This window comes from Flavihumibacter petaseus NBRC 106054 (assembly GCF_000974785.1).
Classification (GTDB): Bacteria; Bacteroidota; Bacteroidia; order Chitinophagales; family Chitinophagaceae; genus Flavihumibacter; species Flavihumibacter petaseus.
This window is the reverse complement of the sequence record NZ_BBWV01000001.1, coordinates 994,512-1,021,436: the sequence shown is the minus strand read 5'-3', so window position 1 is coordinate 1,021,436 and position 26,925 is coordinate 994,512. Positions and strand designations below refer to the sequence as shown.

25 protein-coding genes are annotated in these 26,925 nt (G+C 49.0%); 14 read left to right on the top strand and 11 right to left on the bottom strand.

Annotated features, from left to right (window positions below):
- Positions 1–77: 77 nt before the first annotated feature.
- The 3 genes from FPE01S_RS04390 to FPE01S_RS04380 all read right to left on the bottom strand — a co-directional run bounded on the left by FPE01S_RS04390 (position 78) and on the right by FPE01S_RS04380 (position 3,143).
- On the bottom strand, positions 78–1,628 hold the full coding sequence (locus tag FPE01S_RS04390) for an Rne/Rng family ribonuclease (RefSeq protein WP_046367633.1): 1,551 nt from the start codon (positions 1,626–1,628) through the stop codon (positions 78–80).
- Positions 1,629–1,944: 316 nt separating this feature from the next.
- Positions 1,945–2,799 (bottom strand): tetratricopeptide repeat protein, encoded by an 855-nt coding sequence (locus FPE01S_RS04385; protein ID WP_046367632.1) that lies wholly within the window; start codon positions 2,797–2,799, stop codon positions 1,945–1,947.
- Positions 2,800–2,822: 23 nt separating this feature from the next.
- Complete coding sequence (locus FPE01S_RS04380; RefSeq protein ID WP_046367631.1) at positions 2,823–3,143, bottom strand: HU family DNA-binding protein; 321 nt, start codon at positions 3,141–3,143, stop codon at positions 2,823–2,825.
- Positions 3,144–3,271: 128 nt separating this feature from the next.
- On the opposite strand from FPE01S_RS04380, the gene mutY reads away from it, so the two are divergent.
- From mutY to gldD, 4 genes are all read left to right on the top strand, one after another.
- Positions 3,272–4,330 (top strand): A/G-specific adenine glycosylase, encoded by a 1,059-nt coding sequence (mutY, locus tag FPE01S_RS04375; protein ID WP_046367630.1) that lies wholly within the window; start codon positions 3,272–3,274, stop codon positions 4,328–4,330.
- 103 nt (positions 4,331–4,433) lie between these two features.
- On the top strand, positions 4,434–4,868 hold the full coding sequence (locus FPE01S_RS04370) for a single-stranded DNA-binding protein (RefSeq protein WP_046367629.1): 435 nt from the start codon (positions 4,434–4,436) through the stop codon (positions 4,866–4,868).
- Between the two features lie 47 nt (positions 4,869–4,915).
- Positions 4,916–6,232, top strand: coding sequence for a gliding motility-associated protein GldE (gene gldE / locus FPE01S_RS04365; protein ID WP_052955502.1), 1,317 nt, complete (start codon positions 4,916–4,918; stop codon positions 6,230–6,232).
- Positions 6,233–6,236: 4 nt separating this feature from the next.
- Positions 6,237–6,893: a gliding motility lipoprotein GldD gene (gldD, locus tag FPE01S_RS04360; RefSeq protein ID WP_245623939.1), complete on the top strand. Its 657-nt coding sequence runs from the start codon at positions 6,237–6,239 to the stop codon at positions 6,891–6,893.
- Here the strand turns inward: gldD and FPE01S_RS04355 are convergent.
- On the bottom strand, positions 6,871–8,139 hold the full coding sequence (locus tag FPE01S_RS04355; RefSeq protein WP_046367627.1) for a serine hydrolase domain-containing protein: 1,269 nt from the start codon (positions 8,137–8,139) through the stop codon (positions 6,871–6,873). The genes gldD and FPE01S_RS04355 overlap by 23 nt on opposite strands.
- Before the next feature lie 70 nt (positions 8,140–8,209).
- On the opposite strand from FPE01S_RS04355, the gene FPE01S_RS04350 reads away from it, so the two are divergent.
- From FPE01S_RS04350 to FPE01S_RS04340, 3 genes are read left to right on the top strand one after another with little or no spacing between them, the layout of a single operon-like run.
- A complete protein-coding gene (locus tag FPE01S_RS04350; RefSeq protein ID WP_046367626.1) occupies positions 8,210–8,788 on the top strand; it encodes a DUF3109 family protein in 579 nt (192 codons plus the stop codon).
- Between the two features lie 48 nt (positions 8,789–8,836).
- Entirely contained in the window at positions 8,837–10,219 is a 1,383-nt protein-coding gene (locus FPE01S_RS04345) for a lactate utilization protein B (protein WP_046367625.1), read from the top strand.
- Between the two features lie 2 nt (positions 10,220–10,221).
- Positions 10,222–11,544 (top strand): DUF7033 domain-containing protein, encoded by a 1,323-nt coding sequence (locus tag FPE01S_RS04340; protein ID WP_046367624.1) that lies wholly within the window; start codon positions 10,222–10,224, stop codon positions 11,542–11,544.
- Here the strand turns inward: FPE01S_RS04340 and FPE01S_RS04335 are convergent.
- The 6 genes from FPE01S_RS04335 to FPE01S_RS04310 all read right to left on the bottom strand — a co-directional run bounded on the left by FPE01S_RS04335 (position 11,526) and on the right by FPE01S_RS04310 (position 19,720).
- Positions 11,526–12,434, bottom strand: a complete 909-nt coding sequence (locus FPE01S_RS04335) for a DMT family transporter (protein WP_046367623.1) — start codon at positions 12,432–12,434, stop codon at positions 11,526–11,528. The two genes, FPE01S_RS04340 and FPE01S_RS04335, sit on opposite strands and share 19 nt — an antisense overlap.
- A gap of 24 nt (positions 12,435–12,458) precedes the next feature.
- The gene (purH, locus tag FPE01S_RS04330) at positions 12,459–13,991 is read right to left on the bottom strand and encodes a bifunctional phosphoribosylaminoimidazolecarboxamide formyltransferase/IMP cyclohydrolase (RefSeq protein ID WP_046367622.1); all 1,533 of its coding nucleotides are present in this window, start codon (positions 13,989–13,991) and stop codon (positions 12,459–12,461) included.
- A gap of 40 nt (positions 13,992–14,031) precedes the next feature.
- A complete protein-coding gene (locus tag FPE01S_RS04325; protein ID WP_046367621.1) occupies positions 14,032–15,648 on the bottom strand; it encodes a ComEC/Rec2 family competence protein in 1,617 nt (538 codons plus the stop codon).
- 112 nt (positions 15,649–15,760) lie between these two features.
- Complete coding sequence (locus FPE01S_RS04320) at positions 15,761–16,411, bottom strand: nitroreductase family protein (RefSeq protein WP_046367620.1); 651 nt, start codon at positions 16,409–16,411, stop codon at positions 15,761–15,763.
- A gap of 166 nt (positions 16,412–16,577) precedes the next feature.
- A complete protein-coding gene (carB, locus tag FPE01S_RS04315; protein WP_046367619.1) occupies positions 16,578–19,403 on the bottom strand; it encodes a carbamoyl-phosphate synthase large subunit in 2,826 nt (941 codons plus the stop codon).
- A gap of 101 nt (positions 19,404–19,504) precedes the next feature.
- Complete coding sequence (locus FPE01S_RS04310; protein WP_046367618.1) at positions 19,505–19,720, bottom strand: hypothetical protein; 216 nt, start codon at positions 19,718–19,720, stop codon at positions 19,505–19,507.
- 182 nt (positions 19,721–19,902) lie between these two features.
- Here FPE01S_RS04310 and FPE01S_RS04305 point away from each other — a divergent pair, with 182 nt between their 5' ends.
- The 3 genes from FPE01S_RS04305 to FPE01S_RS25610 are packed head-to-tail and all read left to right on the top strand — an operon-like array spanning position 19,903 to position 22,508.
- Entirely contained in the window at positions 19,903–21,600 is a 1,698-nt protein-coding gene (locus tag FPE01S_RS04305; RefSeq protein ID WP_052955501.1) for a M23 family metallopeptidase, read from the top strand.
- A complete protein-coding gene (gene bcp / locus FPE01S_RS04300; protein ID WP_046367617.1) occupies positions 21,597–22,073 on the top strand; it encodes a thioredoxin-dependent thiol peroxidase in 477 nt (158 codons plus the stop codon). Before FPE01S_RS04305 ends, bcp begins: the two co-directional genes overlap by 4 nt.
- A 27-nt stretch (positions 22,074–22,100) precedes the next feature.
- A complete protein-coding gene (locus FPE01S_RS25610; RefSeq protein ID WP_174446978.1) occupies positions 22,101–22,508 on the top strand; it encodes a DUF4157 domain-containing protein in 408 nt (135 codons plus the stop codon).
- Here the strand turns inward: FPE01S_RS25610 and FPE01S_RS04295 are convergent.
- Positions 22,429–23,187 carry a biotin--[acetyl-CoA-carboxylase] ligase gene (locus FPE01S_RS04295; protein WP_072053973.1) on the bottom strand — a complete coding sequence of 253 codons (759 nt, stop codon included), beginning with the start codon at positions 23,185–23,187 and terminating at the stop codon, positions 22,429–22,431. The genes FPE01S_RS25610 and FPE01S_RS04295 overlap by 80 nt on opposite strands.
- A 156-nt stretch (positions 23,188–23,343) precedes the next feature.
- Between FPE01S_RS04295 and rsfS the strand changes: the two genes are divergently transcribed.
- The 4 genes from rsfS to FPE01S_RS04275 all read left to right on the top strand — a co-directional run bounded on the left by rsfS (position 23,344) and on the right by FPE01S_RS04275 (position 26,911).
- A complete protein-coding gene (gene rsfS / locus FPE01S_RS04290; RefSeq protein WP_245623938.1) occupies positions 23,344–23,706 on the top strand; it encodes a ribosome silencing factor in 363 nt (120 codons plus the stop codon).
- Between the two features lie 68 nt (positions 23,707–23,774).
- Positions 23,775–25,793 carry an ATP-dependent zinc metalloprotease FtsH gene (ftsH, locus tag FPE01S_RS04285; protein WP_052955499.1) on the top strand — a complete coding sequence of 673 codons (2,019 nt, stop codon included), beginning with the start codon at positions 23,775–23,777 and terminating at the stop codon, positions 25,791–25,793.
- Position 25,794: 1 nt separating this feature from the next.
- The gene (locus tag FPE01S_RS04280) at positions 25,795–26,484 is read left to right on the top strand and encodes a LutC/YkgG family protein (protein ID WP_046367615.1); all 690 of its coding nucleotides are present in this window, start codon (positions 25,795–25,797) and stop codon (positions 26,482–26,484) included.
- Positions 26,462–26,911 (top strand): gamma-glutamylcyclotransferase family protein, encoded by a 450-nt coding sequence (locus FPE01S_RS04275; RefSeq protein ID WP_245623937.1) that lies wholly within the window; start codon positions 26,462–26,464, stop codon positions 26,909–26,911. The genes FPE01S_RS04280 and FPE01S_RS04275 overlap by 23 nt, the downstream gene beginning before the upstream one ends.
- The last annotated feature ends 14 nt before the right edge of the window (positions 26,912–26,925 follow it).

The window sequence follows — 26,925 nt, the reverse complement described above, 5'->3', positions numbered from 1 at the left end:
CCGACAGTATATGAAAAAACCCGTAGCCGCCGGAAAGTTCCGGTAACTACGGGTCTGATAGGTCGGGCCTCAGTCGCTTAAAGTTTGATCTCCTCTTCGTGCTGGTCGAAGAAATGGAATTCGGTCAGATGATAACCGGTATTGGCCTGAAGCTTAATATTTTGCTTGAACTGACGTTTCCATTTCCAGAGTTTACTGAAAATCCAACCCTTGGTCAGGTAGGCGTACATGATCGGATGTACTGCCAGCGTCAGGTTATTGTGTTTGTGCGTGATCAGGTAATTGAGGTTCTTTTCAATCTCATCTTCCAGCACCAGGCTCGAAGAAATTTTGCCCGTGCCATGGCAGCTGGGACAAACCTCCATGGTATTGATATTCAGCTCCGGCTTCATCCGCTGGCGGGTGATCTGCATCAGCCCGAACTTGGATATCGGAAGAACAGCATGTTTGGCCCGGTCAGTCTTCATGAAACCTTCCATCGCGTCAAGCAATTTCTTCTTGTTTTCCGGCAACTTCATATCGATGAAGTCAGCCACAATAATACCGCCCAGGTCTCTCAGGCGAAGCTGGCGGGCGATCTCTTCTGCTGCTTCAAGATTGGTTTCCAGTGCATTCTGCTCCTGGTTATTGCTCACGCTCTTGTAGCCGCTGTTTACATCGATAACATGAAGCGCTTCTGTATGCTCAATGATGAGGTAAGCTCCGCTGGGCAGGTTGACTGTTTTGCCAAATGCCGCTTTCACCTGCTTGGTAACGCCAAACTGATCGAATATCGGAGCGCCGTTATGATAATAGGAAACAATATCCGCTTTGTCGGGTGCAATCCGCTGGATATAGTTCTTGGTATCGTTGAAAATGTTCTTGTCGTTCACGACAATGCGGTTGAAATCTGCATTCAGAAGATCCCGCAACATGCTTGTCGTTTTCGTCTGCTCACTCAGGATCTTCGCCGGTGCTACCGCATTTTTGAGATTCTGCTGGATGGTTTTCCAGGTTTCAACCAAAGCAATCAGGTCCTCATGCAGTTCTGCCGTGTTTTTTCCTTCCGCTGCAGTTCTTACAATCACACCGAAGTTTTTCGGTTTGATCGCTTCAATTATCTTCTGCAGGCGTTTCCGTTCATCGGAACTGTGGATCTTCCTGGAAACTGCAACAACATCGTTGAATGGGGTGATCACCACAAAGCGACCGGGAAGGGAAATTTCACAACTCAGCCTGGGTCCCTTGGCTGCGATTGGTTCTTTCAATATCTGAACCAGTACATTGGGTTTGCCACCCAGCACTTCATTGATCTTTCCCGTTTTGATAATTTCCGGCTCAACTTCAAATTTTCCGAAGTCAAAACCACCCGGGGTCTGGTCGGAAATAGCCTGTTGGGTAAATTTCAGGAGGGACTTAGCATAAGGGCTAAGATCTGTATAGTGAAGAAACGCATCCTTTTCAAAGCCAACATCCACAAATGCCGCGTTCAGACCTGGAATGAGCTTTCTAACCTTTCCCAGATACAAATCGCCAACAGCAAAACTGGCATCCGCTTTTTCGTTATGCAGTTCAACCAGCTTTTTGTCTTCCAGGAGAGCTATCTCAACGCCCTGAGGCGCGGAGTTAATAATTAATTCCTTGTTCAAGCGAGTAATCTTTTAACATCAGTCCAATCTCACCAAAAGGAAAAAGCTGAAATAGTTATCGGCATTGCGGGCACCCGGAATTTGCAATAATCGGGGGATGGCAGCAACTAAAACGGTTCAGCTAAAGGAAATAAAGCCGGAATAAATTTACATATTCATTCCGGCTTTAAGAAGGTATATGGATAAGAATTACTTCTTGTTCTTCTTATGACGGTTTTTCCTCAGTCTCTTTTTGCGTTTGTGAGTAGCAATCTTATGACGCTTTCTTTTTTTACCACAAGGCATCTTTCAAATATTTATAGTTAAACAAAACAAATTACTGCAATTGCTGGATCCGTCTGGAAATTTCGCCTTTCAATTCCGGGTTCTCGGCATGATCAGCCGCCCGTCCGTACCATTTCCTGGCCATTGCTTTATCTCCTTTCCGCTCGTATCCTTCCGCAAGCATCAACAAAACTTCCAGATCATGCGGCTCAGCTAAAGCAACTTTTTCCAGACGCTCTACCGCCTTGTCATACTGGCCGCTTACGATACCGCCAATTCCCAGCATTTTCTGGGCATAGACATTGGACGAGTCGCGACGGCTTACTTCCAGGATCTGCTGAATTCCTTTCATGATCTCCTGAGGATTTTCTGCAGAAGCTCCGAAAATATAGGTACTTCCCAGGCCAACCTTCAACGAATCATTCGACGGATTCAGCGCAATAGCCTTTTCAAACAGCTCCTTCGATTGGCCCGCCATCCAGCTTTTAATCGCTGGCTGATCTACCCCTCTAAGGTTTTCCAATAACAATTGGGCTGCAAAGGTGAGACTTTTTTCAGAATTTTCCAACTTCGCGGCTTCCGCAGTATAATATGCGAAGGGAACGAAGGCCCTGGCTGAGTCACTCCAGAACCTCGCGAGTTGCTGATAGGTGCGGATTTGCTGCTCTTTGACATCACCCCTGACCACCGCCTGGTTCAACCCGCTGACCAGTGTCTGCTGACCTGCCGGTAATTTAGCCGTGGCAGCAGTAATAGCCGCCTGGATATCAAAGGTTTGAACACTATCCTGTTGCCGGTCGCCCGCAACAGTTGCCGCCTTCTTGGGCGGTATGGTGTTCCCAAGGAAATACAAGAGGAAAAGCGCAAGAATCCCTGCACTGATAACGATCAGCTGTTCTTTTTTCACCTTAAAACATTAAGGTGGCAAAATTACATCTCTTCGTCGGGGTTTGGTTGGCCTTCCTTAACTGTTTTGAGTTTTTTCACTTCCTGAACAAACTCTTTCGCAGGTTTGAAGGCAGGGATAAAATGCTCCGGGATTTCCACCGCAACATTTTTCTTGATGTTACGCCCGATCTTTGCGGCGCGTTTTTTGGTAATAAAGCTTCCGAAGCCACGGATATAGATGTTTTCACCCTGCGATAGCACGTCCTTCACTTCTTTGAACATGGCTTCAAGCGTGACCAGTACGTCCACTTTCGGAATACCGGTCTTGTCAGCGATTTGGTTGATGAGGTCGGCCTTTCTCATATTGACCTTTTTTGAGTCTCCAACAAATATGTATCTGTTTGTTAATATAAGTGAATCTTCTTACCCGTGCAACACTTATGCAATTTATTGATTTTGAATTAAATTGAAATATTTTTCGTTACGATATTATGCAAAATAATTTCTCCACCCTGTTAATGAACTGGAATCGCACCCGGAATGAGCGGGAAATGCCCTGGAAAGGGGAAAAAAATCCCTACCGGATCTGGCTCAGCGAGGTTATTTTGCAGCAAACACGTGTAGAACAGGGACTTGCATATTACCATCGGTTTATAGATGCCTTCCCGACGGTTCAGGATCTGGCCCTCGCTCCCGACGAAAAGGTGTTCAAATGTTGGGAAGGCCTGGGGTACTACAGCCGCTGCCGTAACCTCCTGTCGACTGCCCGTTATATAGCATTCGAAAACAATGGAAATTTTCCCTCTACCTACGAATCACTGTTGAAACTGAAAGGAGTAGGTGCCTATACCGCCGCAGCTATTGCCTCATTCGCCTTTGATCAGCCCTTTGCAGTGCTGGATGGCAACGTTTTCAGGGTTTTGTCGCGCTATTTCGGCATCAATACTCCGATAGATTCTCCCGAAGGAAAAAAGCTTTTTACCCGGCTGGCACAGGGGCTGCTGGATTTTTCATCGCCAGGTACCTTTAACCAGGCAATTATGGATTTCGGCGCGATCATCTGTAAACCAAAGCAACCACTTTGTTCAGAATGTGTACAGGCGCCTGATTGCCAGGCATTCCGACATGGATTTGTAAATCAGCTTCCCGTCAAATCGAAAGCCATTCAAAAGAAAAAAAGACATTTTCACTTCTTCATCCTTCGCTATAAAGACAATTATTATATCCGGCAGCGGGTGAACGCTGATATCTGGAAAGACCTGCATGAATGGGTACTTTGGGAATCTGAAAGCGGGCTTACTGCTGATCCAAAAAAGCTGAAACGGGCGCTGGATAAGCTGATTCCGGGATGGAAAGGAAATATTACCACTGTTTCTGCTGTGCACCGGCAACAACTTACCCACCAGACAATTGAAGGCTTATTTACGCATGTAGACCTGGAAAAACCACTTGAAAAATCGCATGCTTACCGGAGCATTCCCAAAAAAGCGCTCGCAGATCTCGCGTTTCCCCGCTTCATCACCCGCTACCTTGAAAAACACGCGATCTGAACGGGGAGAAACAATATTTCTTCCCCCATATCCCATCGAAAAAAATTAATTTTAGAGAGTACGACCAGAGAAACAGACGAATCTTAACCTCAAATGAATAAATATGAGAGGCGTAAACAGAGTGATGTTGATCGGCAACCTGGGAAAAGACCCTGATGTACAGTTCCTTGAAGGAAACATTGCAGTGGCAAAATTTTCGCTCGCTACCACGGAAACCTATAAGGACCGCGCCGGCAAGCTGATTTCCCAAACAGAATGGCATACCGTTGTACTTTGGAGGGGCCTTGCAGAACTGGCCCAGAAATACCTGCACAAAGGAAGTCTTGTATATATTGAAGGCCGGCTTCGTACCAGGAGCTGGGAGGATAAAGAGGGTAACAAAAAATTCGCTACAGAAGTGGTCGGTGATAATCTCATTATGCTCGACAAGAGAACCGACCTTCACGGTCATGGCATGAATGGTATGCCCGGCGAAGGTCTTGAAGGTATGAGCAGCGCAGATGCGCCACCAGAGCCGAACCAGGACCTGCCCTTCTGATTCCGGATTTTTATTGCAAATTTGCACCTGGACATAAATCAACTGCTTTGGAGTACGTATCGGTAGATCTACCCCTTCTTCATATTTTCCATCCCATCCTGCTTGCAGCAAATCTGCAGGGTACCACATTGCTGGTAATTCTCATCCTGGCACTGCTGGTGGTTTCCTACTTTCTATCGGGTGCAGAGGTGGCTTTTTTCAGCCTTTCCCACCGCGATATCAATATGTTGAAAACCAAACAGGGAGGTTCCTGGAAAAGAATTGTCAACCTCCTGGACGAACCTAAATTGTTGCTGGGATCCATGCGTATCGGCAATGCCTTTGTCAATATCGCTATCATTATTTTGTCCAACTTCCTGATTGATCAGCTATTGCCGATTAAGAGTACGTTTCCTTTTATCGACGTGCTCATCAAAATAGTGCTCATTACATTTTTCCTCATATTGTTTGGAGAAGTGCTGCCGAAAGTCTATGCAGCTCAGAATAACCTTCGCTTCGCCCGTGATGCCAGTTATCTCGTCGAAATTGTTCACCTGCTTTTCAGGCGGATCAGCATCTGGCTTGTGGGCATGACGGAAAGCATTGAAAAATCGCTAGGCGCAGAATATGGCGGCGCCCATATAGAAGAACTTGAAGAAGACAGTAATGCTTCGGAAGAAGAAAAAAACATTCTTCGGGGTATCGCCAAGTTTGGCAACATCACGGTGAAGCAGATCATGCGCACCCGCCTCGACGTCAGCGGGATCAATTATCATGTCAGCTTTCACGAACTGATCAAACAGCTTGAGTCCCTGCACTATTCAAGGGTTCCGGTTTACCGGAACAGCCTGGATGAAGTGATGGGGCTGATCCATTCGAAAGACATCCTTCCCTATATTGATGAAAAGGACGACTTCAACTGGCATACACTGATGCGGCAACCTTATTTTGTGCATGAACAGAAAATGATTGAAGATCTTTTGCAGGAGTTCCGCACCCGCCGCACCCATTTCGCCATTGTGGTGGATGAATTCGGTGGTACCAGTGGCATCGTTACCCTTGAAGATATCATGGAAGAGATCATCGGAGATATCCGTGATGAATTTGATGATGAAGAAAGTGTCAACAAGAAACTCGACGACAATAACTACGTTTTTGAGGGGAGAACGATGATCAACGATGTGTGCAAGACCATGGGTCTTCCACTGGATACGTTTGATAAAGTTCGCGGCGAAAGCGATTCCCTTGCTGGTCTCATTCTGGAAATCTCGGGAAAGATCCCCGCTAAGGAAGAATCCGTAGTTGTCGGTGATTTCCAATTCACTGTCCAGGAGATCGATCGTAACAGAATTCAAAAAGTAAAGGTGACCATCCATCCCGTTTAAGCCCATGCGCCAGTCCTCATTTTCCAGAACCCTGATCATCGCAACAATGTTTCTCCTTGTACTGGCCGGTTGCAACAGTACCTATACGCCTAAGCCCAGGGGATATTACAAATTAGACCTCCCGGAACATGCCTACCAGAAATTCGACAGTGCAGGATTCCCCTACACTTTTGAATACCCGGTGTATGGCAGGATCAGCCGCGACAGCACTTTTTTTGAAGAGCAGCCGGAAAATCCCTACTGGATCAACATTGATATTCCGTCTCTCGGTGGCAGGATTTATATCAGTTACAACGAGATCGGCGGAAAGGCGCGGTACAAAGTGAAAAATGCAAAAGGAGAATACGTGGATTCGATTGGTGTAAACCAGTTTGATAAATTGCTGAATGGATCGTATGCGCTGTCCTTCAAACATTCCTACAAAGCCAGCGCAATTGAAGACAGCGTTTTCACCAGTCCGAATGGGATCAGCGGCGTTTTCTTCAGAATTGGTGGCAATACGGCCACGGCCAATCAGTTCCTGCTGAGCGACAGCGTGAAACACTTCCTTCGCGGAGCCCTGTATTTCGATGCAACGCCGAATGAGGACTCACTCAAACCCGTCAACAGCTTTCTGAAGCAGGACCTGGTTCACCTGGTCAATACCCTCCGCTGGAAATAGCGGCATTCACCTGTACCTTGAATTTGTCGTGGATCTCACCATGTGAGTTGGAAAACTGGTTGATGAAAAGCTGTGCCACGATCTTCCTTTGCGGATCAATCCAGTAAGAGGAACTGAAAGCGCCACCCCAACTGAGGCTTCCCGGCGACATACCCAACCTTGCGGCGCCCTGTTCGGTGGTTATTTCGAAACCCAGGCCGAATTTATTATTGCCTTCATTCAGGGCGCCAATCTGGTTATGCGTCATCAGTTGAACGGCATTGTTGCTGAGAATTCTTTTACCCTTGTAAATTCCGCCGTTCAGGATCATCTGCATAAATATCGCGTAGTCATTGGCGGTAGATACCAGACCTGCTCCCCCTGCGAATAATTTCCCTTTCGCTTTCGGGTAATCGAGATCAAATATTTCACTACCGAATTTTGCATTGGGATCAAGCGGAATCACCTTGCCGGTACTGTCTTCTCCATTCAGCGCAACCAGCCGGCCTTGTTTGTCTGCCGGCAGGTAGAACCATGTATCGTTCATGCCCAGCGGGTCGAAAATCCGCTGCCGGAAGAACTGGTCCAGCGGAAGACCACTGACTATTTCTACGAGGCGACCCAGGATGTCGATATTCAGGCCATAGGTAAATTTCTCACCAGGCTGGTGTTCCAGCGGGAGGGCGGCCATCTTATCCACCTGGTCTTTCAATGAAAGTGAAGGCACACCGATCCCCGCGTAGATGCCCATCTTTTTGGCTATGGCGGTTGTTGCTTCGGAGCCGATCTGCGCATAGCCGACACCGGAAGTATGGGTAAGCAGGTCACGGATCGTAATGGCGCGGGTGAGCGGTTTTATGGTGAAAGTCGTGTCACGTTCATTGAATTTTTCGAGTACGCCGCTTTTGGCAAATGCAGGAATATACCTGGATATGGGGTCGTCCAGCAATATTTTTCCTTCATCGAAAAGGATCATTACCGCTGTAGTGGTGATCGCCTTGGTTTGGGAAGCGATGCGGAAGATATGGTCTGTACGGAGCTTCGTCTTCGATCGCAGGTCAGCAAAGCCCACAGCAGCCTGGTATACGGGGTTGCCGTTTTGCCAGACGACCATCGTTGCACCGGCTATCCAGTGGTTGTCGACATATTCCTGTGCAATGGCTGTAAACCGTTCAAATCCGGGTTTGCTGATGGTGGCAGCCGGCTGGGCGCACAGCATTCCGCCCGTCAGCAGACCGAGCAGCAGCAAGCGAAGGCGAAAAATCATGGAGGAAGTTTAAGGTAGGGTAAAATAAAACAAATTCCGTTCAATAAGTACCTTTGCGAAAAGCTGTTGCATGATTGCTATTGAGCATACCCTGGTGAGTGATGAGATTGTTCAGGAAAAGTTTGTTTGCGACCTTGCCCGGTGCAAGGGGGGGTGCTGTGAGGATGGGGATACAGGAGCACCGCTTGACACCAAAGAGCTCGACATCATCAACCAGGTCTACGAGATCGTTAAGCCCTACCTGACAAAGGCGGGGATCAGGAATATCGAAAAGAATGGCCGTTACCAGTACGACAAGGAATTTGGCTGGGTAACTCCGGCCAATGACGACGGTATCTGCGCATATGGTTACCGCGATGCGCAGGGCATCATCAAATGTGCTTTCGAACAGGCATACAATGATGGCAAGATCGACTGGAAGAAACCCATCAGCTGCCACCTGTTTCCTATCCGGGTAAAAGTCGGCCGGGAATATGAATTGCTCAACTACGAACCAAGGGAAACACTTTGCAGCCCCGCCTGCGCCCTGGGAAAAAAACTAAAGGTTCCCGTTTACCAGTTCCTTAAGGAGCCGCTGATCCGGAAATACGGTCAGGAATACTACGATGCCCTGGATGCCTATCATCACACATTCGTGGTTAAGAAATAACGATTTTTTCATTTTTGGGATTAATTTAGACGGGACCAACACATCGCTATGGCAAATGAGCAAAAGGCAGTGTTTATGGCCAAAAGCCGTGTAAAAGCGGCTGATCTGGACCATCGACGGAAGATCAATTTTAATATTGGCAGGTATAACGCTGTTGTTCCTAAAGGGAAAGCGCAATTCCAGGATCTTCAACTGGCCCGTGAGAGAGCGAAAAACATCAAATGGCGGGCGATTGAAACGCTTGACCAGATGCTCGAAAGTTTCGAGGCAGCCTTTACAGCCAGAGGCGGCCGGGTGATCTGGGCGGAAAATGCGGAAGAAGCAAATGCAGCCATACTGAAAATCTGCCAGGACAAAAACTGCAGGACCATCGTGAAAAGCAAAAGCATGGTCACGGAAGAGATCAAGCTTAACGAGTTCCTGGAAAGCAATCATATCGAAAGCGTTGAAACAGACCTGGGTGAATATATTCAGCAACTGGACAATGAACCGCCCTACCATATTGTGACACCTGCCATGCACAAGAGCAAGGAGGATGTGGCAAAACTGTTTGCGGAAAAGCTTGGAACCAGCCCGAAACTCACCCCAACCGAGCTCACCCTGGAAGCCAGGGCGAGGCTGCGCGACAAGTATATTGAAGCTGAAGTCGGCATCACCGGCGCTAATTTTATCATCAGCGATATTGGCGGTATCGCCATTACTGAAAACGAAGGAAATGGCCGGCTGAGCTGTGCGTGGCCCAAAACCCATATTGTGGTAACAGGTATCGAGAAAGTGATCCCTTCCATTACCGACCTTGGCTTATTCTGGCCGCTGCTCGCTACCTACGGAACCGGGCAGCAGATGACGGTTTACAATTCCATTGTCAGCGGCCCCCGGCTGTCCCACGAAAAAGACGGTCCGGAAGAGATGATCGTTATCCTGCTGGATAATGGCCGCACCAATATCCTCCAGCATCCCGCAAGCCGTGAAAGCCTTTACTGCATTCGTTGCGGAGCCTGCTTAAATGCCTGCCCGGTTTACAAGAATATCGGCGGACATGCCTATGGAACCACCTATAGTGGTCCGATCGGCAGTGTGATCACTCCCCATCTGCGGAACCTGGACAAATGGAAACACCTGAGCCATGCATCATCATTATGCGGCAACTGTACAGAAGTATGTGCTGTACGAATAAACCTGCACGAACTGTTGCTGGAGAATCGTCATGATGCCGTAAAGGAAGGGTATGTCAATTGGTCGGAAAAGATGGCCTGGAAAGGATGGAAGATCGGCGTGATGAAACGTAAATGGATGAACAAGGGTAAAGCCGGCTTGAAAAACTGGGTAGTCAACCAGTTGCTTACCGGCTGGAAAGAACAACGCGGACCGATTCATTTTCCCGAAAAGAGTTTTAACCAGATTTGGCGCGAACAAAATAATATGTCCTGAGCATGCTGATCTATGCGAAGGAATTGTCGCCGCGCCTTCATTACATGATTGATTTTCTCAATCGTGAAATATTTGTCCTGGAGGCCCGACTTACAACCGATCTCCAGGTATTTCATCATTATGAAGGGGCCAGGATCAATTATAGTCCGGATAGATTAACTGACAGGGAGTATCATATTGTTCCGGTTGGCCTGCTCGCTGAAAGCGACTTGCGCGGATGGGAAATAAGTTGCTTCAGATGGGAGGGTTTGAAGGCGTTTTTCGCAACCCAGGGCGGTGACCTGCCATTTGACATCCTTTCCGCTATTTTTTACCTGATCAGCCGCTACGAAGAATACCTGACGACAGTTCCGGACAGTTTCGGCAGGTTCCATCATGTCAACTCCCTGGCTTACCGGGAGGGGTTCCTTCATGAACCTCTGGTCAATTACTGGCTTGTAAAGTGGCAATCGCTGTTGCAGGAAAAGTTCCCCGAATATTTGTTTCGCCGGAAAAGTTTCAAGTTTATTCCGACGTACGATATCGATATGATGTATGCCTATGCGGCAAAAGGTTGGTACAGAACAATGGGAGGAATCGGAAAGCACCTGCTGCAGGGAGACCTGAAGTCAGCCTGGAAGCGCATCAATGTATTAAGGGGAAAAGAAAAGGATCCGTACGATGCTTATGAATGGCTTGACGCGCTTCATCTCTATTGCAGGTCCAAACCCGTATACTTTTTCCTGGTCGCAAAGGAGCGGCAGGGCGTCGACCGGAACATTCCGACAGACACCAAAGCATTCCAGGAACTGATCCACTACTATGCAGCTACGTACAAGATCGGCGTTCATCCCAGCTGGCAAAGCAGCGTTGCAACAGATGGCAGAATATTGAAGGAAGAGCTGGAATGGCTCGAAGCGGTGGCTGATGTGCCCATTTCCAAAAGCAGGCAGCATTTTCTAAAATTCAGTCTGCCCCTGCATTACGAGCGACTCCTGGCTTTGGATGTTACCCAGGAGTTTTCAATGGGCTATGGCACTACCAATGGATTCCGTGCATCGATCTGTTCCTCCTACAATTGGTTCAATCTAGCCAAAAATGAATCCACGGAGTTGACGATTTATCCTTTTTGCTTTATGGATGCCAATGCGTTGTATGAGCAGAAGCTGAATCCCCAGGAAGCCTATGCAGAATTGATGCGGTATTACGCGGCTGTCAAGAAAGTACAGGGTTGTTTTATCACGATCTGGCACAATAACTTCCTTGGTACCGACCCGGCTTTTATTGCCTGGCGGAACGTGTACGAATTATTCATGAAGGAAGATGCCTATTGGGATGCCGATTGATCCGGCTTTTTCCGGTATGACTCATTAACGAGGTATACGCCCGCAATGGCAACCAGCCCCCCGATCACAATAAAGATGTTCAGCCGCTCGGAGAATATCCACGATCCGAGCAAGACGGCAACTATCGGATTGATATACGAATAGATGGATACCTGTTCGGTAGGCAGATGATGGAGCGCGTAGAGGTAGGCCATGAATGCCATGACTGATCCGAAGGTGGCGAGATATATTATTGCTGACCAGGAAGGAAGCGGGATCTCACTGAGGGGAATATGCTGATCGGTGAGCCAGGCGACAGCGGTCAGCGCTATCCCGGAGAGAAACATCTGCAGGCCGATGCTGAAATAGGGATTGAATGCCTTTACCTGTTCTTTGGTATAAACAGAACCCAATGCCCAGCTGAAAGTGGCCAGTACGGAAAGAAAGATGCCAAAGCGGAAATCTGCGTTCAGGAAGTCGTTGAGGTGATCATAAAATATGATGCAGATTCCTGCAAAGCCTAACAGGAAACCGGCAATTGATTTTCCTGATAATGATGCTTTGCCGGAAACCAGTGAGATCAAAACGATCCAGAGTGGTACCATTGCCGCGATGATTGCCGCCAGTCCACTTGAAATATATTTCACGCCCCAGGTACTCAGGCCATTGCTGAGGAAGATATTCAGAAAGCTTAAAATCAGTACCGGCCGCCATTCTTTCCCTTTTGGCAAAGCACGGCCTTTGGTCAGGAAATACAAAATATACAGGCTCCCTCCAAGCAGTTGCCGGAGGCCACTGAGTTGCAATGCGGGCATATAGGCAACTCCCCATTTTGACGCAAGCCATGTAGTACCCCAGAGTAAACTGACAAGGGCTACAGCGAGAAGTGCTTTGGGAGACTGCTTGCTCAATACCTGACTGGAAAATTTTGGCCGTTAGTGTTTGAAGTGACGCATGCCTGTGATCACCATTGCCAGGTTGTTCGTTTTGCAATAGTCAATGGAATCCTTGTCGCGGATTGATCCACCAGGCTGGATAAACGCTTCAATTCCCGCTTCATGCCCGAGCTGCACACAATCATTGAAGGGGAAGAATGCATCACTTGCGAGAACCGCGCCTTTCAGATCAAATGTGAACTGACGGCTCTTTTCGATCGCCTGGCGAAGGGAATCGATACGGCTTGTCTGTCCACAACCCTTTCCTACCAGTTGCTTGTTTTTAACCAGCGCAATGGCGTTGCTTTTCAGGTGTTTGCAGACAAGGTTCGCAAACTCTAGATCTGCCCGTTCTGCTGCTGAACTATCTCTTCCACCGGCTTCTTCCCATTTGCTGAAATTGCCGCTGTCAGTCTGCTGAACAAGAACACCGTTCAGTAAAGATTTGTATTGCGAAGATTCAGGAAGATGTTTTTTCTGTTGCAACAGGATCCTGTTCTTTTTTGCACGCAGGATCTCCAGTGCTGCAGGATCATATCCAGGAGCGATCAGTACTTCAAAGAAGATTTCGTTGATGGCGTTTGCAGTTTCACTGTCAATTGTTCCGTTGCATACGAGCACACCGCCAAAAGCACTTTCAGGATCACCCGCAAGCGCTGCGTCCCAGGCAGTTTTCACTGTTGGCCTGGATGCAATGCCGCACACATTGGTATGCTTAATGATGGCAAATGTTTTCTCGCCCTGAGATGCAGCCACATCTCCGAACTCGCGGATCAGTTGTACTGCTGCATCCACATCTACCAGGTTATTATAGGAAAGCTCCTTACCATTCAGCTGATGGAACAGTTCATCCAACGCTCCATAATAAACGCCCTGCTGATGCGGGTTTTCACCATACCGCATGATTTTCGGCCGGGGAACTGAAGCCAGGAAATAATTGTCCTGCCCGGGAGTGAAATATTGTGAAATGGCTACATCGTAATGTGCGCAGATCTCAAAAGCTTTTGCTGCAAAATGGCGGCGTTGTTCCAGTGTGGTGAAACCCTGCTGATCACGCAGCAGCTGTTCCAGGAAACCGTAATCCTGTTTGGATGCCAGAACCACTACATCACGGTGATTTTTCGCGGCACCACGGATCATGGATGGTCCGCCGATATCAATTTTTTCAATGATCGCCTGCTCATCCGAAGTGCTTGCTACCGTTTCTTCAAAGGGGTAGAGGTCAACGATCACGAGGTCAAGCTCCGGGATCTCAAATGCTTTCATTTCGCTGAGATCCTGCTCATTGTTCCTTCTGCCAAGAATACCGCCAAACACTTTCGGGTGCAGTGTTTTAACCCTTCCGCCAAGGATGGATGGATAAGACGTAACTGACTCTACGGGAACGCAGGGAATTTCCAGTTTTTCAATGAACTGTTGCGTTCCTCCTGTTGAATATATTGTTACGCCCTGTTCGTGCAGTAATCTTACCAGGGGTTCCAGTCCGTCTTTATAAAAAACGGAAATCAATGCGCTTTGGACCTTTTTGTTCATATTAGAAGCTTGACTGATTAAGGAGGCGCAAATGTACGGTTTATTGATGGGAAAAAGCCTGCCAATAGTAGGCCAGTCCTGCGATCAGGGCGAGGCAGAGCGTTGCTGTCAGCCATCCCGCAGTTCTGCATTGTAGCCACCTGGTCACAAAAAAGAGGAACAGGTAACAGGTATATAATGCCTTGTCGGAAAGGGCAAGTCCGGTGATCACTGCCCCCGGTAACAAGTGCAGGTGTCCGATAGATCCATTCATGATCCGGATCAGCCATCCGGTAAGGAAGCCGGGTAAATGTACAGGAAGGTTAACTGCTGACAACAGCCACTGCAAAAGCCCGGTCAGTAACGCCACACTGGAGAGCGGTACGGCAACAAGGTTGGCCGCCAGGAAATACACCGGTAACTGGTGAAACAGTTTTATGCTGATGGGTGCGGTCAGTACCTGCGCAGCCAGCGTTACCGCAGCCAGTTCCCAGACACCTTTCAGGAACCGGTTCCGGAATACCAGTAATTGGCTGAAAAGCGGTTGATAGATGACAATTCCGGTCAGTGCAGCGAATGATAACTGAAATCCTGCATCCCAAAGCCACATGGGTTCGCAGCACAACAGGCCAAATGCAGTTAACGATAATGCCTGGCCGGTATTCACCGGCTTCCGGATCAGCTTTGACAGCAGTTGTAAAATAAACATTACTGCTGCCCGGAGAATCGATGGTGTATTGCCGGCAACCCCGCAAAAGAAGATCACTATGCTGGTGATCAACATGGCTTTTCCCCATTGCTGGTACCGGTAATGCTCAGGAAACTTCAACAGGTGTTGTAAGACGGTGAACAAAAGCGACAGGTGCATTCCGGACACAGCGATCACGTGCATCACCCCGGTGTCGGAATAGGCCTGCAGCAACAACTTGCTGATCTCCTGGCGGTATCCGATCAGCAATGCCATGGCAAGTCCCGCTTCTGTTTCCGGCATTGTCTTGCGCATTGCTGATATCGCGGAAAGCTGTGCAGCAGACAACCACCGCGCTGCGGAAAGTGTACCCGGACTATTTAGCTTTCGTAATTCCTGCTCTTTCCAGAATCCCTGGTGAAAGAGTTGATGCCTTGCTGCAAATGCGGCATAATTGAATTTTTCGCCGGGGCGGGTTATTATCTTCCGCACCGGTGTTGCCGACAACAACCAGGTTTCTCCGGGCATGGGGAGATGAGTGTTGTTGCTGTCGAGGCTTACCTGGATAGAACCGGCAACAGCAATGGTTCGGTTTTGGGTCAGCAGGGCTTCCGTAATACTGAATTTTTGACTGAAACCACGTCGGCCCGGCAGGGGAATGGTCTGCGGTGTACCCACCAGGGCAACTACCTGGTGTAGCTGGTTTCCCAACCACCAGGGTCGGTGCCTGATTTGGGCAGCATAACTTCCCAGAGCGCCCAAACTGAATACAAGCAATAATACCGGGAGGCCGGGCAGCCAGCGGTAGTGATAACGGCAAAGCGCCGGGTTACCCTGGAAGAATGCCAGGCAGACTGACGTTACGGACAAACCTGTTACCGGAAGCCAGGGCCTGGTAATGCCATCACCGGCCACGATGCCAACCAGCAAGGCAGGCAATAGCCGGAGAAAGGGGGCAGCTTGCCAGTATGGTGCTTTCTTCAATGCCATACTGAAAAGTAGGTGACGATGATGCGGGGATCAAGGGTATTTAAACCCGAAAAAGCCACCCCGGAGGGTGGCTTCTTTCATGTGTGTGACAAAACCAGCAAAATATTTCAGCTTACGCGGTAGCCAATTCGTTTTCGTAGTGGGTAAAAAGCGCTTTGGAGGGGCGGCGGACTTTCGGGGCCCTGGCCATATTGTCCTTTTCAGCATCCCTGAAGCCAAGGGCAAGCACGGCGACAGCACTCAATCCTTTTTCTTCCAGCGACAGGATACGGTTTACAGCTTCCGGTGAAAACCCTTCCATCGGGGTACTGTCCACCTGTTCAAAAGCTGCTGCTGCAGTGGCATAACCCAGTGCTATATACGCCTGGCGGGCATTCCACTGGAAAATTTGCTCCGGCGTTTTCCCACTGACAGCGCCAAGAATCATTTTCCGGAAGTCACCCAGACCTTCCACCGGTATATTCCGGGTTGCAGCAATGTTGGCCAGGTAAGCATCAACCTGTTCTTCGGTAATATCTTTCCAGGCAGCAAATATGATCAGTGCTGACCCTTCTTTTACCTGGGGCTGATGGAAGATCGCGGGTGACAAAGCCTCCCGGAGGGCTGCATCTTCTACCACAATAATTGAATATGGTTGCAGGCCCAGCGAACTCGGCGCCAGCCTGATCGCCTCTTTAATGTTTTCCAGTTTGGCAACAGGAACAGCCTGGCCGTTCATTCTTTTGGCGGCATAGCGCCAATCCAGATCCTGTAAGTATTTCATAAATGTCCTTTTAGTATAATGGTGTGATTGTATGTACAAAGGTCAAACATTATTCCAATATGAAAAAGGCATATCAATGCTGCCAAAAGGTCAGCGCTGCCCGGCCCCGGGGAACAAAAAAGCGGCCCCTGGTATGGGGCCGCCTGACAATCAATGAGTTGTCTTATTATTTCGACAGGTACATGCTTCTGTCCTTGTACAGCTGTCTGAAATAAGGATCACGCAGATCTTTAACAAAGCGAATGGCTTCACCCGTGCTTTTCATTTCTGGTCCGAGTTCCTTATTTACACCGGGGAACTTATTGAAACTGAAAACCGGTTCCTTGATCGCAAATCCCTTGAGTTTCTTCTCGAATTTGAAATCCGTCAGCTTGTTTACACCCAGCATTACCTTCGTCGCAATATTGAGATAAGGGATCTGGTATGCCTTCGCGATGAATGGGGTAGTTCTTGAAGCACGCGGGTTGGCTTCTATCACGTACACCTTACCATCCTTAATGGCGAACTGGATATTGATCAGGCCTTTAATGTTCAGGGCTCTTGCAATCTTTTCAGAATAATATTCCATGGTCGTTACTTCCATGGGGCTGAGGTTGAAGGCAGGGAGAACAGCGTTGGAGTCGCCGGAATGGATACCTGCCGGCTCTATATGTTCCATTACTCCCATGACGTGAAAGTTCTCGCCGTCAAATATGGCATCCACCTCGGCTTCCTGGCACCGGTCAAGGAAATGATCGATGAGGATCTTGTTGCCCGGAATATGTTTCAGAAGGCTGACAACTGCCTTTTCCACTTCTTCGTCGTTGATCACGATCCGCATCCGCTGACCACCCAGAACATAGGAAGGTCTAACCAGAACAGGATAACCTACCCGGTTGGCAACTTCCACTGCATCATCAACATTGTATGCCGTACCGTATTCCGGATACGGGATATTGAGGTCTTTCAGCATGTCGCTGAAACGTCCCCTGTCTTCCGCGATATCCATATTGTCGAAAGAAGTACCGATAATTTTGATTCCCTTTTCTGTCAGTTTTTCTGCCAGTTTCAGGGCCGTCTGACCGCCAAGCTGAACAATCACGCCATCCGGCTGCTCGTTTTCGATAATTTCCCAAAGGTGTTCCCAGTAAACGGGCTCGAAATACAGTTTGTCGGCAATATCAAAATCAGTGGAAACTGTTTCTGGGTTACAATTCACCATGATGGCTTCATAACCGGCTTCTTTGATGGCCAGCAGGCCGTGTACGCAGCAGTAGTCAAATTCGATACCCTGGCCGATCCTGTTGGGACCTGATCCGAGAACGATGATCTTTTTGCGGTCACTTGGTTTGGCCTCGTTGCTATTGGAACCTTCGAAGGTTGAGTAGAAGTAAGGCGTTTTGGCTTCAAACTCAGCGGAACAGGTATCCACCATCTTATACACCCTGCGGATTCCGGCAGCCTTACGCTTTTCATATAGCGCATCCTCATTGCCGTCCTGCATCACCCTGCAAATCTGCTCATCACTGAACCCATGAAGTTTGGCTTCACGAAGCAGCTCGATGGGCAAAGTAGCCAGTTTGTATTTTGCCAGCTCTTTTTCGATATTACAGATCTTCTGGATCTCATACAGGAACCAGCGGTCAATCCCGTTGGTTGCCTTTACAATTGTATTGATGCTGACACCCAGCATAAGGGCGTCTTTGATGCGGAAAATCCGGTCCCATTTCGGCGTCTTGATATATTCAATCAGTTCTTCCGCATGCATCTGGCTCTTTCCATAGTAACCCAGTCCGACAGCATTATTCTCCAGGCTCTGGCAGGCTTTCTGAACAGCTTCCGTGAAGCTGCGGCCGATGCCCATCACCTCTCCCACACTTTTCATCTGGAGGCCAAGCGTATCGTTCGCGCCTTTGAACTTGTCAAAATTCCACCTGGGGATCTTAACAATTACATAGTCCAGTGCCGGCTCGAAATATGCTGAGGTGCTTTTGGTGATCTGATTTTCCAGTTCATCGAGGTTATAGCCGATGGCAAGTTTGGCGGCGATTTTGGCGATCGGATACCCGGTAGCTTTGGATGCGAGTGCAGAAGAACGGCTTACCCTGGGGTTGATCTCGATGGCGATGATTTCTTCAGTAGCCGGGTTGAGGGCAAACTGTACGTTACAGCCGCCTGCAAAGTTTCCAAGATCACGCATCATCTCGATGGCAGTATTGCGCATCAGCTGAAAGGCGGAATCGCTGAGCGTCATCGCCGGAGCAACCGTAATGGAATCACCAGTGTGAACACCCATCGGGTCAAAGTTCTCCACGGTACAGATGATCACCACATTATCATTGCTGTCACGCAATAATTCCAGCTCAAATTCCTTCCAGCCCAGAACGGCCTGTTCTACCAGTACTTCATGTATGGGAGAAGCCTGAAGCCCCCTGTTGAGTGCTTCATCCAGTTCGTCCTTATCATGCACGAATCCACCGCCGGTTCCACCCAGTGTAAAAGAGGGTCGGATAACGAGGGGGTAGCCAATTTGCTGGGCATATTCCTTTCCTTCCAGGAAACTGTTCGCCGTTTTTGCAGTAGCAACCGGAACTCCCAGTGCTATCATCCACTGACGGAACTTTTCCCTGTCTTCTGCCTTGTCTATGGCTTTAATGTCCACACCGATCAGGCGCACATTGTACTTTTCCCAGATCCCCAGGTCCTCGGCCTCTTTGGCAAGGTTAAGCGCGGTCTGACCGCCCATCGTGGGTAGTACCGCGTCAATTTGGTTTTCCTCCAGGATCTGTTCAATACTTTCCACCGTCAGCGGCAGCAGGTATACACGGTCTGCCATCATGGGGTCTGTCATGATGGTTGCCGGATTACTGTTGATCAGGATCACCTTGATTCCCTCTTCACGGAGGCTACGGGCAGCCTGGGTTCCGGAATAGTCAAACTCACAGGCCTGTCCAATAATAATGGGTCCTGAACCTATGATCAGGACGGATTTGATGGAATTGTCTTTTGGCATTCTGGAAAAAATAAATTGCGCAAAAGTACGCCCCGGAGCGCAATGGCCCAAAAAAAAGGCCTTCACCGCGGTGAAGGCCTTGTCAGGATTATCTTGTGGGACTAACTATTGTGATAAGCCGCCATTTCAATATCATCCAGCAATACCTTCCCTTCTCTCGCATCAGATTTTCTGACCGCACGGGACTGTCGTTCGTCCTGTTTGCTCAAAATTCTGAACATCCATTTCTGCTTGGCTTCCTGTCCCTTAATCGCTCCGATCACTGAACTGATCACTACCGCCAGCAAAACCACCACTTTTTGTTGAAATCTTTTCATAACCACGCTGATTTCTCGTTTACAAATTATTGCTACTGTATAATGGCCTTATTGTCTTAGACACTGAACCAATAACAAACGCTGTTCCATATTTTACAAATCTTGTACCCGACTGCCAGGAGTAAGCTTCATTTAACAAGTTGTTTAAACAACTTATATTTGCTTTCAATCAATTGAGTCGCATGTTCCGCCTGATTTTTCTCTTTCTTTTTTTTCCTGTCGCCGCATTTTCCCAATTCTCCCCAACCGATTATCCGAAAGGATATTTTCGTTCACCGCTGGAAGTACCTATCGACCTGAGCGGGAATTTCGGGGAACTTCGTCCCAACCACTACCACATGGGGCTCGATCTGAAAACCCTCCGGCGGGAGAACCTGCCGGTATACGCCGCTGCAGAAGGATATATTTCCCGGATCAAGATTGAGCCATTCGGGTTCGGCCGTGCGATCTATATCACTCATCCGAACGGCTACACAACAGTGTACTGTCACCTCAACAACTTCGCTCCTGCACTGGAAGCCTGGGTAACCAGCCAGCAATATGAACACGAAAGCTGGGAACTCTATATCCAGGTACCTCCGGAAAAATTTCCGTTAAAAAAGGGAGATCTGATCGCTTACAGTGGCAACACCGGCGGCTCTCAGGCTCCTCACGTTCACTTTGAGATCCGGAGGACTACCGATGATGTCAACCTGAATCCAATGTTGTTCGGTTTTCCGCTCCAGGACCACACAAGACCCTCCATTTTACGTTTGGCCGTTTATGACCGCCGGGTGTCAACATATGAACAATCGCCACGGCTGATTGGTTTAGCCGCCAAAGGAGCAGGGGAGTGGACAGCCGCTCCGATTACCGTTTCAAGTCCCCTCGTCAGCTTTGCCATCACGGCCTATGACACCCATGACGGGTCCACCAATGCAAACGGAATATTTGAAGCATCCCTCTGGAAAGACAATAAACCGGTGATCGGCTTCAGGATGGATAATATCGGTTACGACGCAACCCGCTACCTGAATGCGCATATCGACTACCGGACAAAGGCCGCAGGTGGTCCCTACCTGCAGCACCTGAGTGAACTGCCGGGTTACATCCGTTCCATATACACGCAATTTTCAGGTGATGGGGTCATCGATCTGTCCGACGGGTTAAGTCATCCCATCAGGATTGATGTGAAAGATGCCTATGGCAATACGTCCACGCTGCAGACTTCCGTGCGGTACGATGGAAAGGGAATTCCTGCAGTTCCGGCTGCGGGACAAAGATTTTATCCACTGATGGTGGGTGTTTATGAATCGCCGGAAGCTGAATTCGTGGTTGGGGAGAAAGCGCTGTACGATTCGGTGTCGCTGACCTGTAAAAGTCAGCCATCGGCACTGCCCCAGGTGGTGTCAGCGGTTCATCAGTTCGGATCAACCACTATCCCGCTGCAGGATTCCATACTGGTCAGGATCAGGCCGTCAGCAGCGATCGCTCCTGGTCTGCAGGGCAAAGTAGTGATGCAAAGATTTGCCGGTACTAAAAAAGATGTTTCCCCGGTTACCTGGAACAAGGATTGGGCAATGGCCAGATTCAGGGATTTCGGAAGTTTTCAGTTGGTAGTAGATACAACCCCGCCGGAAATCCACCCCGTTGGCTGGGCAGACAATGGCAACCTTTCCAAAGCACAGCGGCTGTTGTTCTCCGTTAGTGATAACCTTGGTGCATACAAAATGACCAGAACACTTCTCGACGGCGCATGGATCAGGTTTACCAATGATAAAGCGCGTAATTTTGAATATCGCTTTGATGAAAGGTGCCGGCCCGGCAAACACCAATTGACCATCATTGCATTTGATGCTGCCGGAAACCGGACAGAAAAAACTTTTTCCTTCACGAGATGATAACACTTCAGGCAGGGGATAAAGCCCCGGATTTTAAAGGAACTGACCAGGATGGCGTAAAAGTGTCTTTAAAAGATTACAAGGGAAAATTCCTTGCGCTGTTCTTTTACCCGCAAGACCTTACGCCAACCTGTACCGTTCAGGCATGTAACCTGCGCGATCATTATGCCGTACTGCGATCCAGCAACATTGAAGTGCTTGGTGTAAGTCCCGATTCTGCAGACAGCCACCTCAAATTCAAAGACAAGCATGCACTTCCCATGAGGCTCCTGCCTGACACCGCGCACGATATCATCGATCGTTATGGCGTCTGGGGACAAAAACAGCTGTATGGACGAACGTACATGGGGTTGCATCGCACTACTTTCCTGATCGGGCCCGATGGCCGCATCCTGCGCATTTTTCTGCGTCCGAAAAATAAAGCCCATGCGGAAGAAATTCTGCAGGCCGTAAAACAAAGTCAGCTTAGCTGAACAGGCAAAAGATTGTAACTTGATAGGGTGAAATACAGGATCAGGGAAAATTCTTTCTGGGCCCGTGTGGCTGCAAAATGGCTTCGCTCTGAGAAGATGGCGATGGTATTGGGAAAGACGATCCACCTGCACAATACTACCTGCGAAGAGTTCCTGGGAAACCGGCGCTGGCTGCGGCATGAACTGGCTCACATCCGCCAATTCAGGCAGCTGGGATTTCTCAATTTCTTATGGCAATACATGGTGGAATCTTTCCGTGTAGGTTACCAGAAAAACCGGTTTGAGGTAGAAGCCCGTGCTGCAGAGTGGGATGTGAACCTGGATAGCTATGTTTTTGTGCCGGGCAAACATCAGCTTAAAGCATCCATTCCACCGTTCCCGACGGGAATGTCCGCTCCACGGCATCAGCACAAAGTAACTCCCCCTGCGCATTGACACCGGTCACCCGGGTCTGGAAAACGACGTTTTCCCTTCGCAGTGTCACCACTTCCCCCAGTTTATACAGGGCTTTATTGTAAGCATCCAGAATTCCATGGAAATCGCCTGCTTTCAGGGCGGCCCAGCGATGCTCGAGTGCGCTGGCGAGCGCCCGTGTTTCCTGTAAAACATCAAAATGCCGGCCGCTAATCTGGCGGGCACTGACGGCATTGGGAAGGTCGCTGCCGAATGCCGACTGATTTACATTGATGCCCATGCCGGCTATGGCAAATTGCCATATGTCTCCAACCCAGCTGTTTTCAACCAGTAGTCCTCCTGCCTTTCTGTCACGCCAATAGATATCGTTGGGCCATTTAATGGAAGTTTCATCTCCGGCGATCGAGCGGAACCAGTCGCAGATGCCCAGGGCAAGTGCCATATTGAGGGTAAACATTGCAGGAGCGGGGAGGGACGTGGTTTCCAGCACAAAGCTGACCATGATATTTTCCCCCGGCCGGCTGCTCCACCGCTTGCCCCTTTGTCCTTTGCCGGCAGTCTGTTCCAGGGCGAAAAATCCCTCCCCGTGTGTTGCCTGGCCTGTTTTTGCCTGGCCCATGGCATAGTTGTTGGAGCTATCAACAGATTCCAGTATGTGAAGGGAATGACCTATGGGAAGACCGTGTGAATGTTTGGCCAAAAGATTACTATTTTTGATCGGGGCGAATGTAGGAATTTCCTTAATTTGACAAGGGCCGTAGCCTGTTCCCATCCAACGCATCCTGTTTATATTGAACACAAAAAAGAAAGTTTATTGGAACCATTGTCAGCTTTAGCCGCGCGTCAACGAAATAGTGTGACCAGATTGACCAAAAATGCCAAGATCCTCAAATCCATCATAAAGGCCATCCAGGACAAGAAAGGCGAAAACATACTATCGCTCGATCTCCGTAAAATCCATGAAGCTGTAGCAGACTTTTTCATCATCTGCCAGGCCAGTTCTACCACGCAGGTAAAGGCGATTGCAGATGCCGTAGAAGTGGAAGTCAAGGCGGCTTTGGGAGAATTGCCCTACCGCCACGAAGGTCAGCAGGCAGCGCAGTGGGTATTGATCGACTACGTGAATGTTGTTGTTCATGTGATGCTTCCGGAAACCCGTAAATTCTACCGGCTGGAAGAAATGTGGAGCGATGCCCCCATGACCGAGCACCATTCTTAACAATAAATGCCTGTTTTCGAACAAAGCGGCCTTATAAGCATTAGTAATTCTTTATAGTCTAAACAAATATGTCACAGGAAGATTTTAAACCAAACGAAAGGGGAGGATTTAACCGGATGAGACCCAGGCCCGATGGAAACGGCAACGAACCCCGCAAAGGCCCCCGTTTCAATATTTATTGGATCTGGGGAGCACTGGCGGTGATCCTGCTCGGTTTCAACCTGTTCAGCAGCTTCGCACCCGACGCCCGCCGCATCAATTTTGATGAATTCAAAAAGGAAATGCTCAGCAACGGGGACGTTGAGAAAATAGTGCTGATCAGTAATAAGAATCTCGTAAGAGTATTCATTAAGCCCGAAGCACTCAAAAAGGAATACTACCAGAACAAAATGCCAAAAGGTATCAATGCGAATACCGAAAAAGGCCCCCAGTTCGAATTTACCATAGCAAAACCGGAGATTTTCACTGATGATCTCCGCGATTTCTATAACAAGAATCCACAGGTAAAGGAAGTGCCCCGGATTGACGACACGGAAGGAGACTGGCTTGCGCCGATTTTCCAGTTCGTGCTACCGATTTTCATCATCGTACTCATCTGGGTATTGCTGATGCGTAAAATGGGTGGTGGTGCCGGCGGCGGTGCCGGACCCGGTGGAATTTTCAACATCGGTAAATCCAAAGCCCAGCTGTTCGACAAGGGTACCAAAGTGAATATCACGTTCAACGATGTAGCCGGCCTCGACGAAGCCAAGGTGGAAGTAATGGAAATTGTTGATTTCCTCAAGAACCCGAAGAAATACACCAACCTCGGTGGTAAAATTCCGAAAGGGGCATTGCTGGTCGGTCCTCCCGGTACAGGTAAAACCCTGCTGGCCAAGGCCATGGCGGGGGAAGCGCAGGTGCCCTTCTTCAGCCTCAGCGGCAGCGATTTTGTGGAAATGTTTGTAGGGGTTGGTGCGAGCCGTGTTCGCGACCTGTTCAAACAGGCAAGGGAAAAATCCCCCTGTATCATCTTCATCGATGAGATCGATGCGATCGGTCGTGCACGTGGTAAAAACGCCATCATGAGCAATGACGAGCGCGAAAGCACACTGAACCAGCTGCTCGTGGAAATGGACGGCTTCAGCGGAGAGAGCGGCATCATCGTTCTGGCTGCCACCAACCGCCCTGATGTGCTGGACAGCGCCCTGTTGCGCCCCGGTCGTTTCGACCGCCAGATCAGCATCGACAAGCCCGACGTAAAAGGACGCGAAGCCATCTTCAAGGTGCACCTGAAACCTATCAAGGTTTCTGAACAGGTAGATATTCACAAGCTTGCCGAACAAACACCAGGTTTTGCCGGCGCCGATATCGCCAACGTTTGTAACGAAGCTGCCCTGATCGCAGCCCGCAAGGGTAAGGAAGCTGTTGATATGACTGACTTCCAGGATGCCGTTGACCGGGTGATCGGAGGTCTCGAGAAAAAGAACAAGATCATTTCTCCTGATGAGAAAAAGATCATTGCCTATCATGAAGCTGGTCATGCGATCTGTGGCTGGTATCTCGAACATGCTTATCCGTTACTGAAAGTGACGATCGTGCCAAGGGGTACAGCGGCCCTGGGATACGCACAATACACGCCGAAAGAGCAATACCTGTACAATACCGATCAGCTGATGGATCAGATCTGTATGACACTGGGTGGACGTGCTTCTGAAGAGATTTTCTTCGGTAAGATCTCCACCGGCGCGCAAAACGATCTGCAGCAGATCACCAGGATGGCCTATAGCATGGTGACCATCTATGGCATGAACGAAAAAGTGGGTAATGTGAGCTTTTACGATCCCCAGCAGGAGAATTCGTTTACCAAACCTTACTCGGAAGAAACTTCCAAATTGATTGATCAGGAGGTTCGCAAACTGATCGACCAGGCATACGACCGTACAAAGTTGTTGCTGAGCGAAAAGAAAGAGCAGGTAGAATTGCTTGCGGAAAAACTGCTGGATAAAGAAGTGCTGTTCCAGAGCGATGTAGAACAGCTCATTGGCAAAAGGCCTTTTGAAGAAAAGAAAACCCTCGACGTGGAAGATGCGCCGGTGATTGCATAATATGAATGTTTCTGCATCCAAGGAGAACATCCTGAAAAAAATAAGGAAGGCGTTGAGTGAATCAACGCCTCTTCCATTTCCATCCGGTGAAGGCCACCAGTCTGTGTTCATTCCACAGGAAGAAGACCTGGAACTGGTATTCGCCAATGCGTTCACTGCCTTGCAGGGAAAGTTCGTGTACTGCATGGATGAAAAGGAAATGATTAGTCAGCTGGCCGGACTGATCCGCCAGCTGGAATGGTCCAGGATCTATTGCCGGGAATCAGTGCTGAAAGAGTTCCTCGTACGGCAGGGCATCCATGGTGTGATGATCGGAACCGGGCAGTCAGAACTCAGAAATTGCGATGCCAGCATCACGACCTGCGAGTTCCTGGTGGCGCGCACCGGTTCCCTGGTGCTGAGTTCTGCATCCGAAAGCGGAAGGACCACAAGCGTATATGCACCAGTTCACATCTGCATTGCCTATACCGATCAGCTCGTGTATGATGTAAAGGATGGATTGAAAGCGATGCGGGAAAAATTCGGCGCCAATCTGCCTTCACTGATCACCTTCGCTTCCGGTCCCAGCCGCACTGCCGATATTGAAAAAACCCTGGTGGTCGGTGTTCACGGCCCCGGCGAGGTCTATGTGTTCCTGGTGCAGCGTGATGCAGGCGATCAGACCCAAAATGGCAAAAACAAAATCATTTGATATGCTTCCGGATTACCAGCTTTTCGTTTACGGCTCCTTGCGAAAGGGTTTTAATCATGCGGCATATGACTATATCCGCAGGTATTTCACACTCGTAGGGGAAGCTACCGTTCCAGGCGGATTGTACGATATGGGCGAGTATCCCGCAGCCATCCCTGAAGAAAGCGGCGCAAGGATTGTCGGAGAACTGTACCGTATCCGCGAAATAGATGAAATGGATTGGGCGATCGCCCAGCTGGATGACTACGAAGGTGTGACACCTGATGACGATGAACCACCGATGTACCGTCGTGACCGGACAGCTGTTACGCTTTCGGAAACCGGAGAAACAACCAGTGCCTGGATCTACTGGTTCAGCGGAGATATCACTGGTAAACCACGCATCATTTCCGGTGATGTGTTGCAGTACCGTTCCGGCAAATCGTAGAGGTAAACTATATT

Excerpts from the sequence above, each read along its gene's own strand:
- FPE01S_RS04380 (WP_046367631.1), bottom strand. The coding sequence starts at position 3,143 with ATGAGAAAGGCCGACCTCATCAACCAAATCGCTGACAAGACCGGTATT.
- mutY (WP_046367630.1), top strand. The coding sequence starts at position 3,272 with ATGCAAAATAATTTCTCCACCCTGTTAATGAACTGGAATCGCACCCGG.
- FPE01S_RS04370 (WP_046367629.1), top strand. The coding sequence starts at position 4,434 with ATGAGAGGCGTAAACAGAGTGATGTTGATCGGCAACCTGGGAAAAGAC.
- gldD (WP_245623939.1), top strand. The coding sequence starts at position 6,237 with ATGCGCCAGTCCTCATTTTCCAGAACCCTGATCATCGCAACAATGTTT.
- FPE01S_RS04355 (WP_046367627.1), bottom strand. The coding sequence starts at position 8,139 with ATGATTTTTCGCCTTCGCTTGCTGCTGCTCGGTCTGCTGACGGGCGGA.
- FPE01S_RS04350 (WP_046367626.1), top strand. The coding sequence starts at position 8,210 with ATGATTGCTATTGAGCATACCCTGGTGAGTGATGAGATTGTTCAGGAA.
- FPE01S_RS04345 (WP_046367625.1), top strand. The coding sequence starts at position 8,837 with ATGGCAAATGAGCAAAAGGCAGTGTTTATGGCCAAAAGCCGTGTAAAA.
- FPE01S_RS04340 (WP_046367624.1), top strand. The coding sequence starts at position 10,222 with ATGCTGATCTATGCGAAGGAATTGTCGCCGCGCCTTCATTACATGATT.
- purH (WP_046367622.1), bottom strand. The coding sequence starts at position 13,991 with ATGAACAAAAAGGTCCAAAGCGCATTGATTTCCGTTTTTTATAAAGAC.
- FPE01S_RS04325 (WP_046367621.1), bottom strand. The coding sequence starts at position 15,648 with ATGGCATTGAAGAAAGCACCATACTGGCAAGCTGCCCCCTTTCTCCGG.
- FPE01S_RS04320 (WP_046367620.1), bottom strand. The coding sequence starts at position 16,411 with ATGAAATACTTACAGGATCTGGATTGGCGCTATGCCGCCAAAAGAATG.
- carB (WP_046367619.1), bottom strand. The coding sequence starts at position 19,403 with ATGCCAAAAGACAATTCCATCAAATCCGTCCTGATCATAGGTTCAGGA.
- FPE01S_RS04310 (WP_046367618.1), bottom strand. The coding sequence starts at position 19,720 with ATGAAAAGATTTCAACAAAAAGTGGTGGTTTTGCTGGCGGTAGTGATC.
- FPE01S_RS04305 (WP_052955501.1), top strand. The coding sequence starts at position 19,903 with ATGTTCCGCCTGATTTTTCTCTTTCTTTTTTTTCCTGTCGCCGCATTT.
- bcp (WP_046367617.1), top strand. The coding sequence starts at position 21,597 with ATGATAACACTTCAGGCAGGGGATAAAGCCCCGGATTTTAAAGGAACT.
- ftsH (WP_052955499.1), top strand. The coding sequence starts at position 23,775 with ATGTCACAGGAAGATTTTAAACCAAACGAAAGGGGAGGATTTAACCGG.
- FPE01S_RS04280 (WP_046367615.1), top strand. The coding sequence starts at position 25,795 with ATGAATGTTTCTGCATCCAAGGAGAACATCCTGAAAAAAATAAGGAAG.
- FPE01S_RS04275 (WP_245623937.1), top strand. The coding sequence starts at position 26,462 with ATGGCAAAAACAAAATCATTTGATATGCTTCCGGATTACCAGCTTTTC.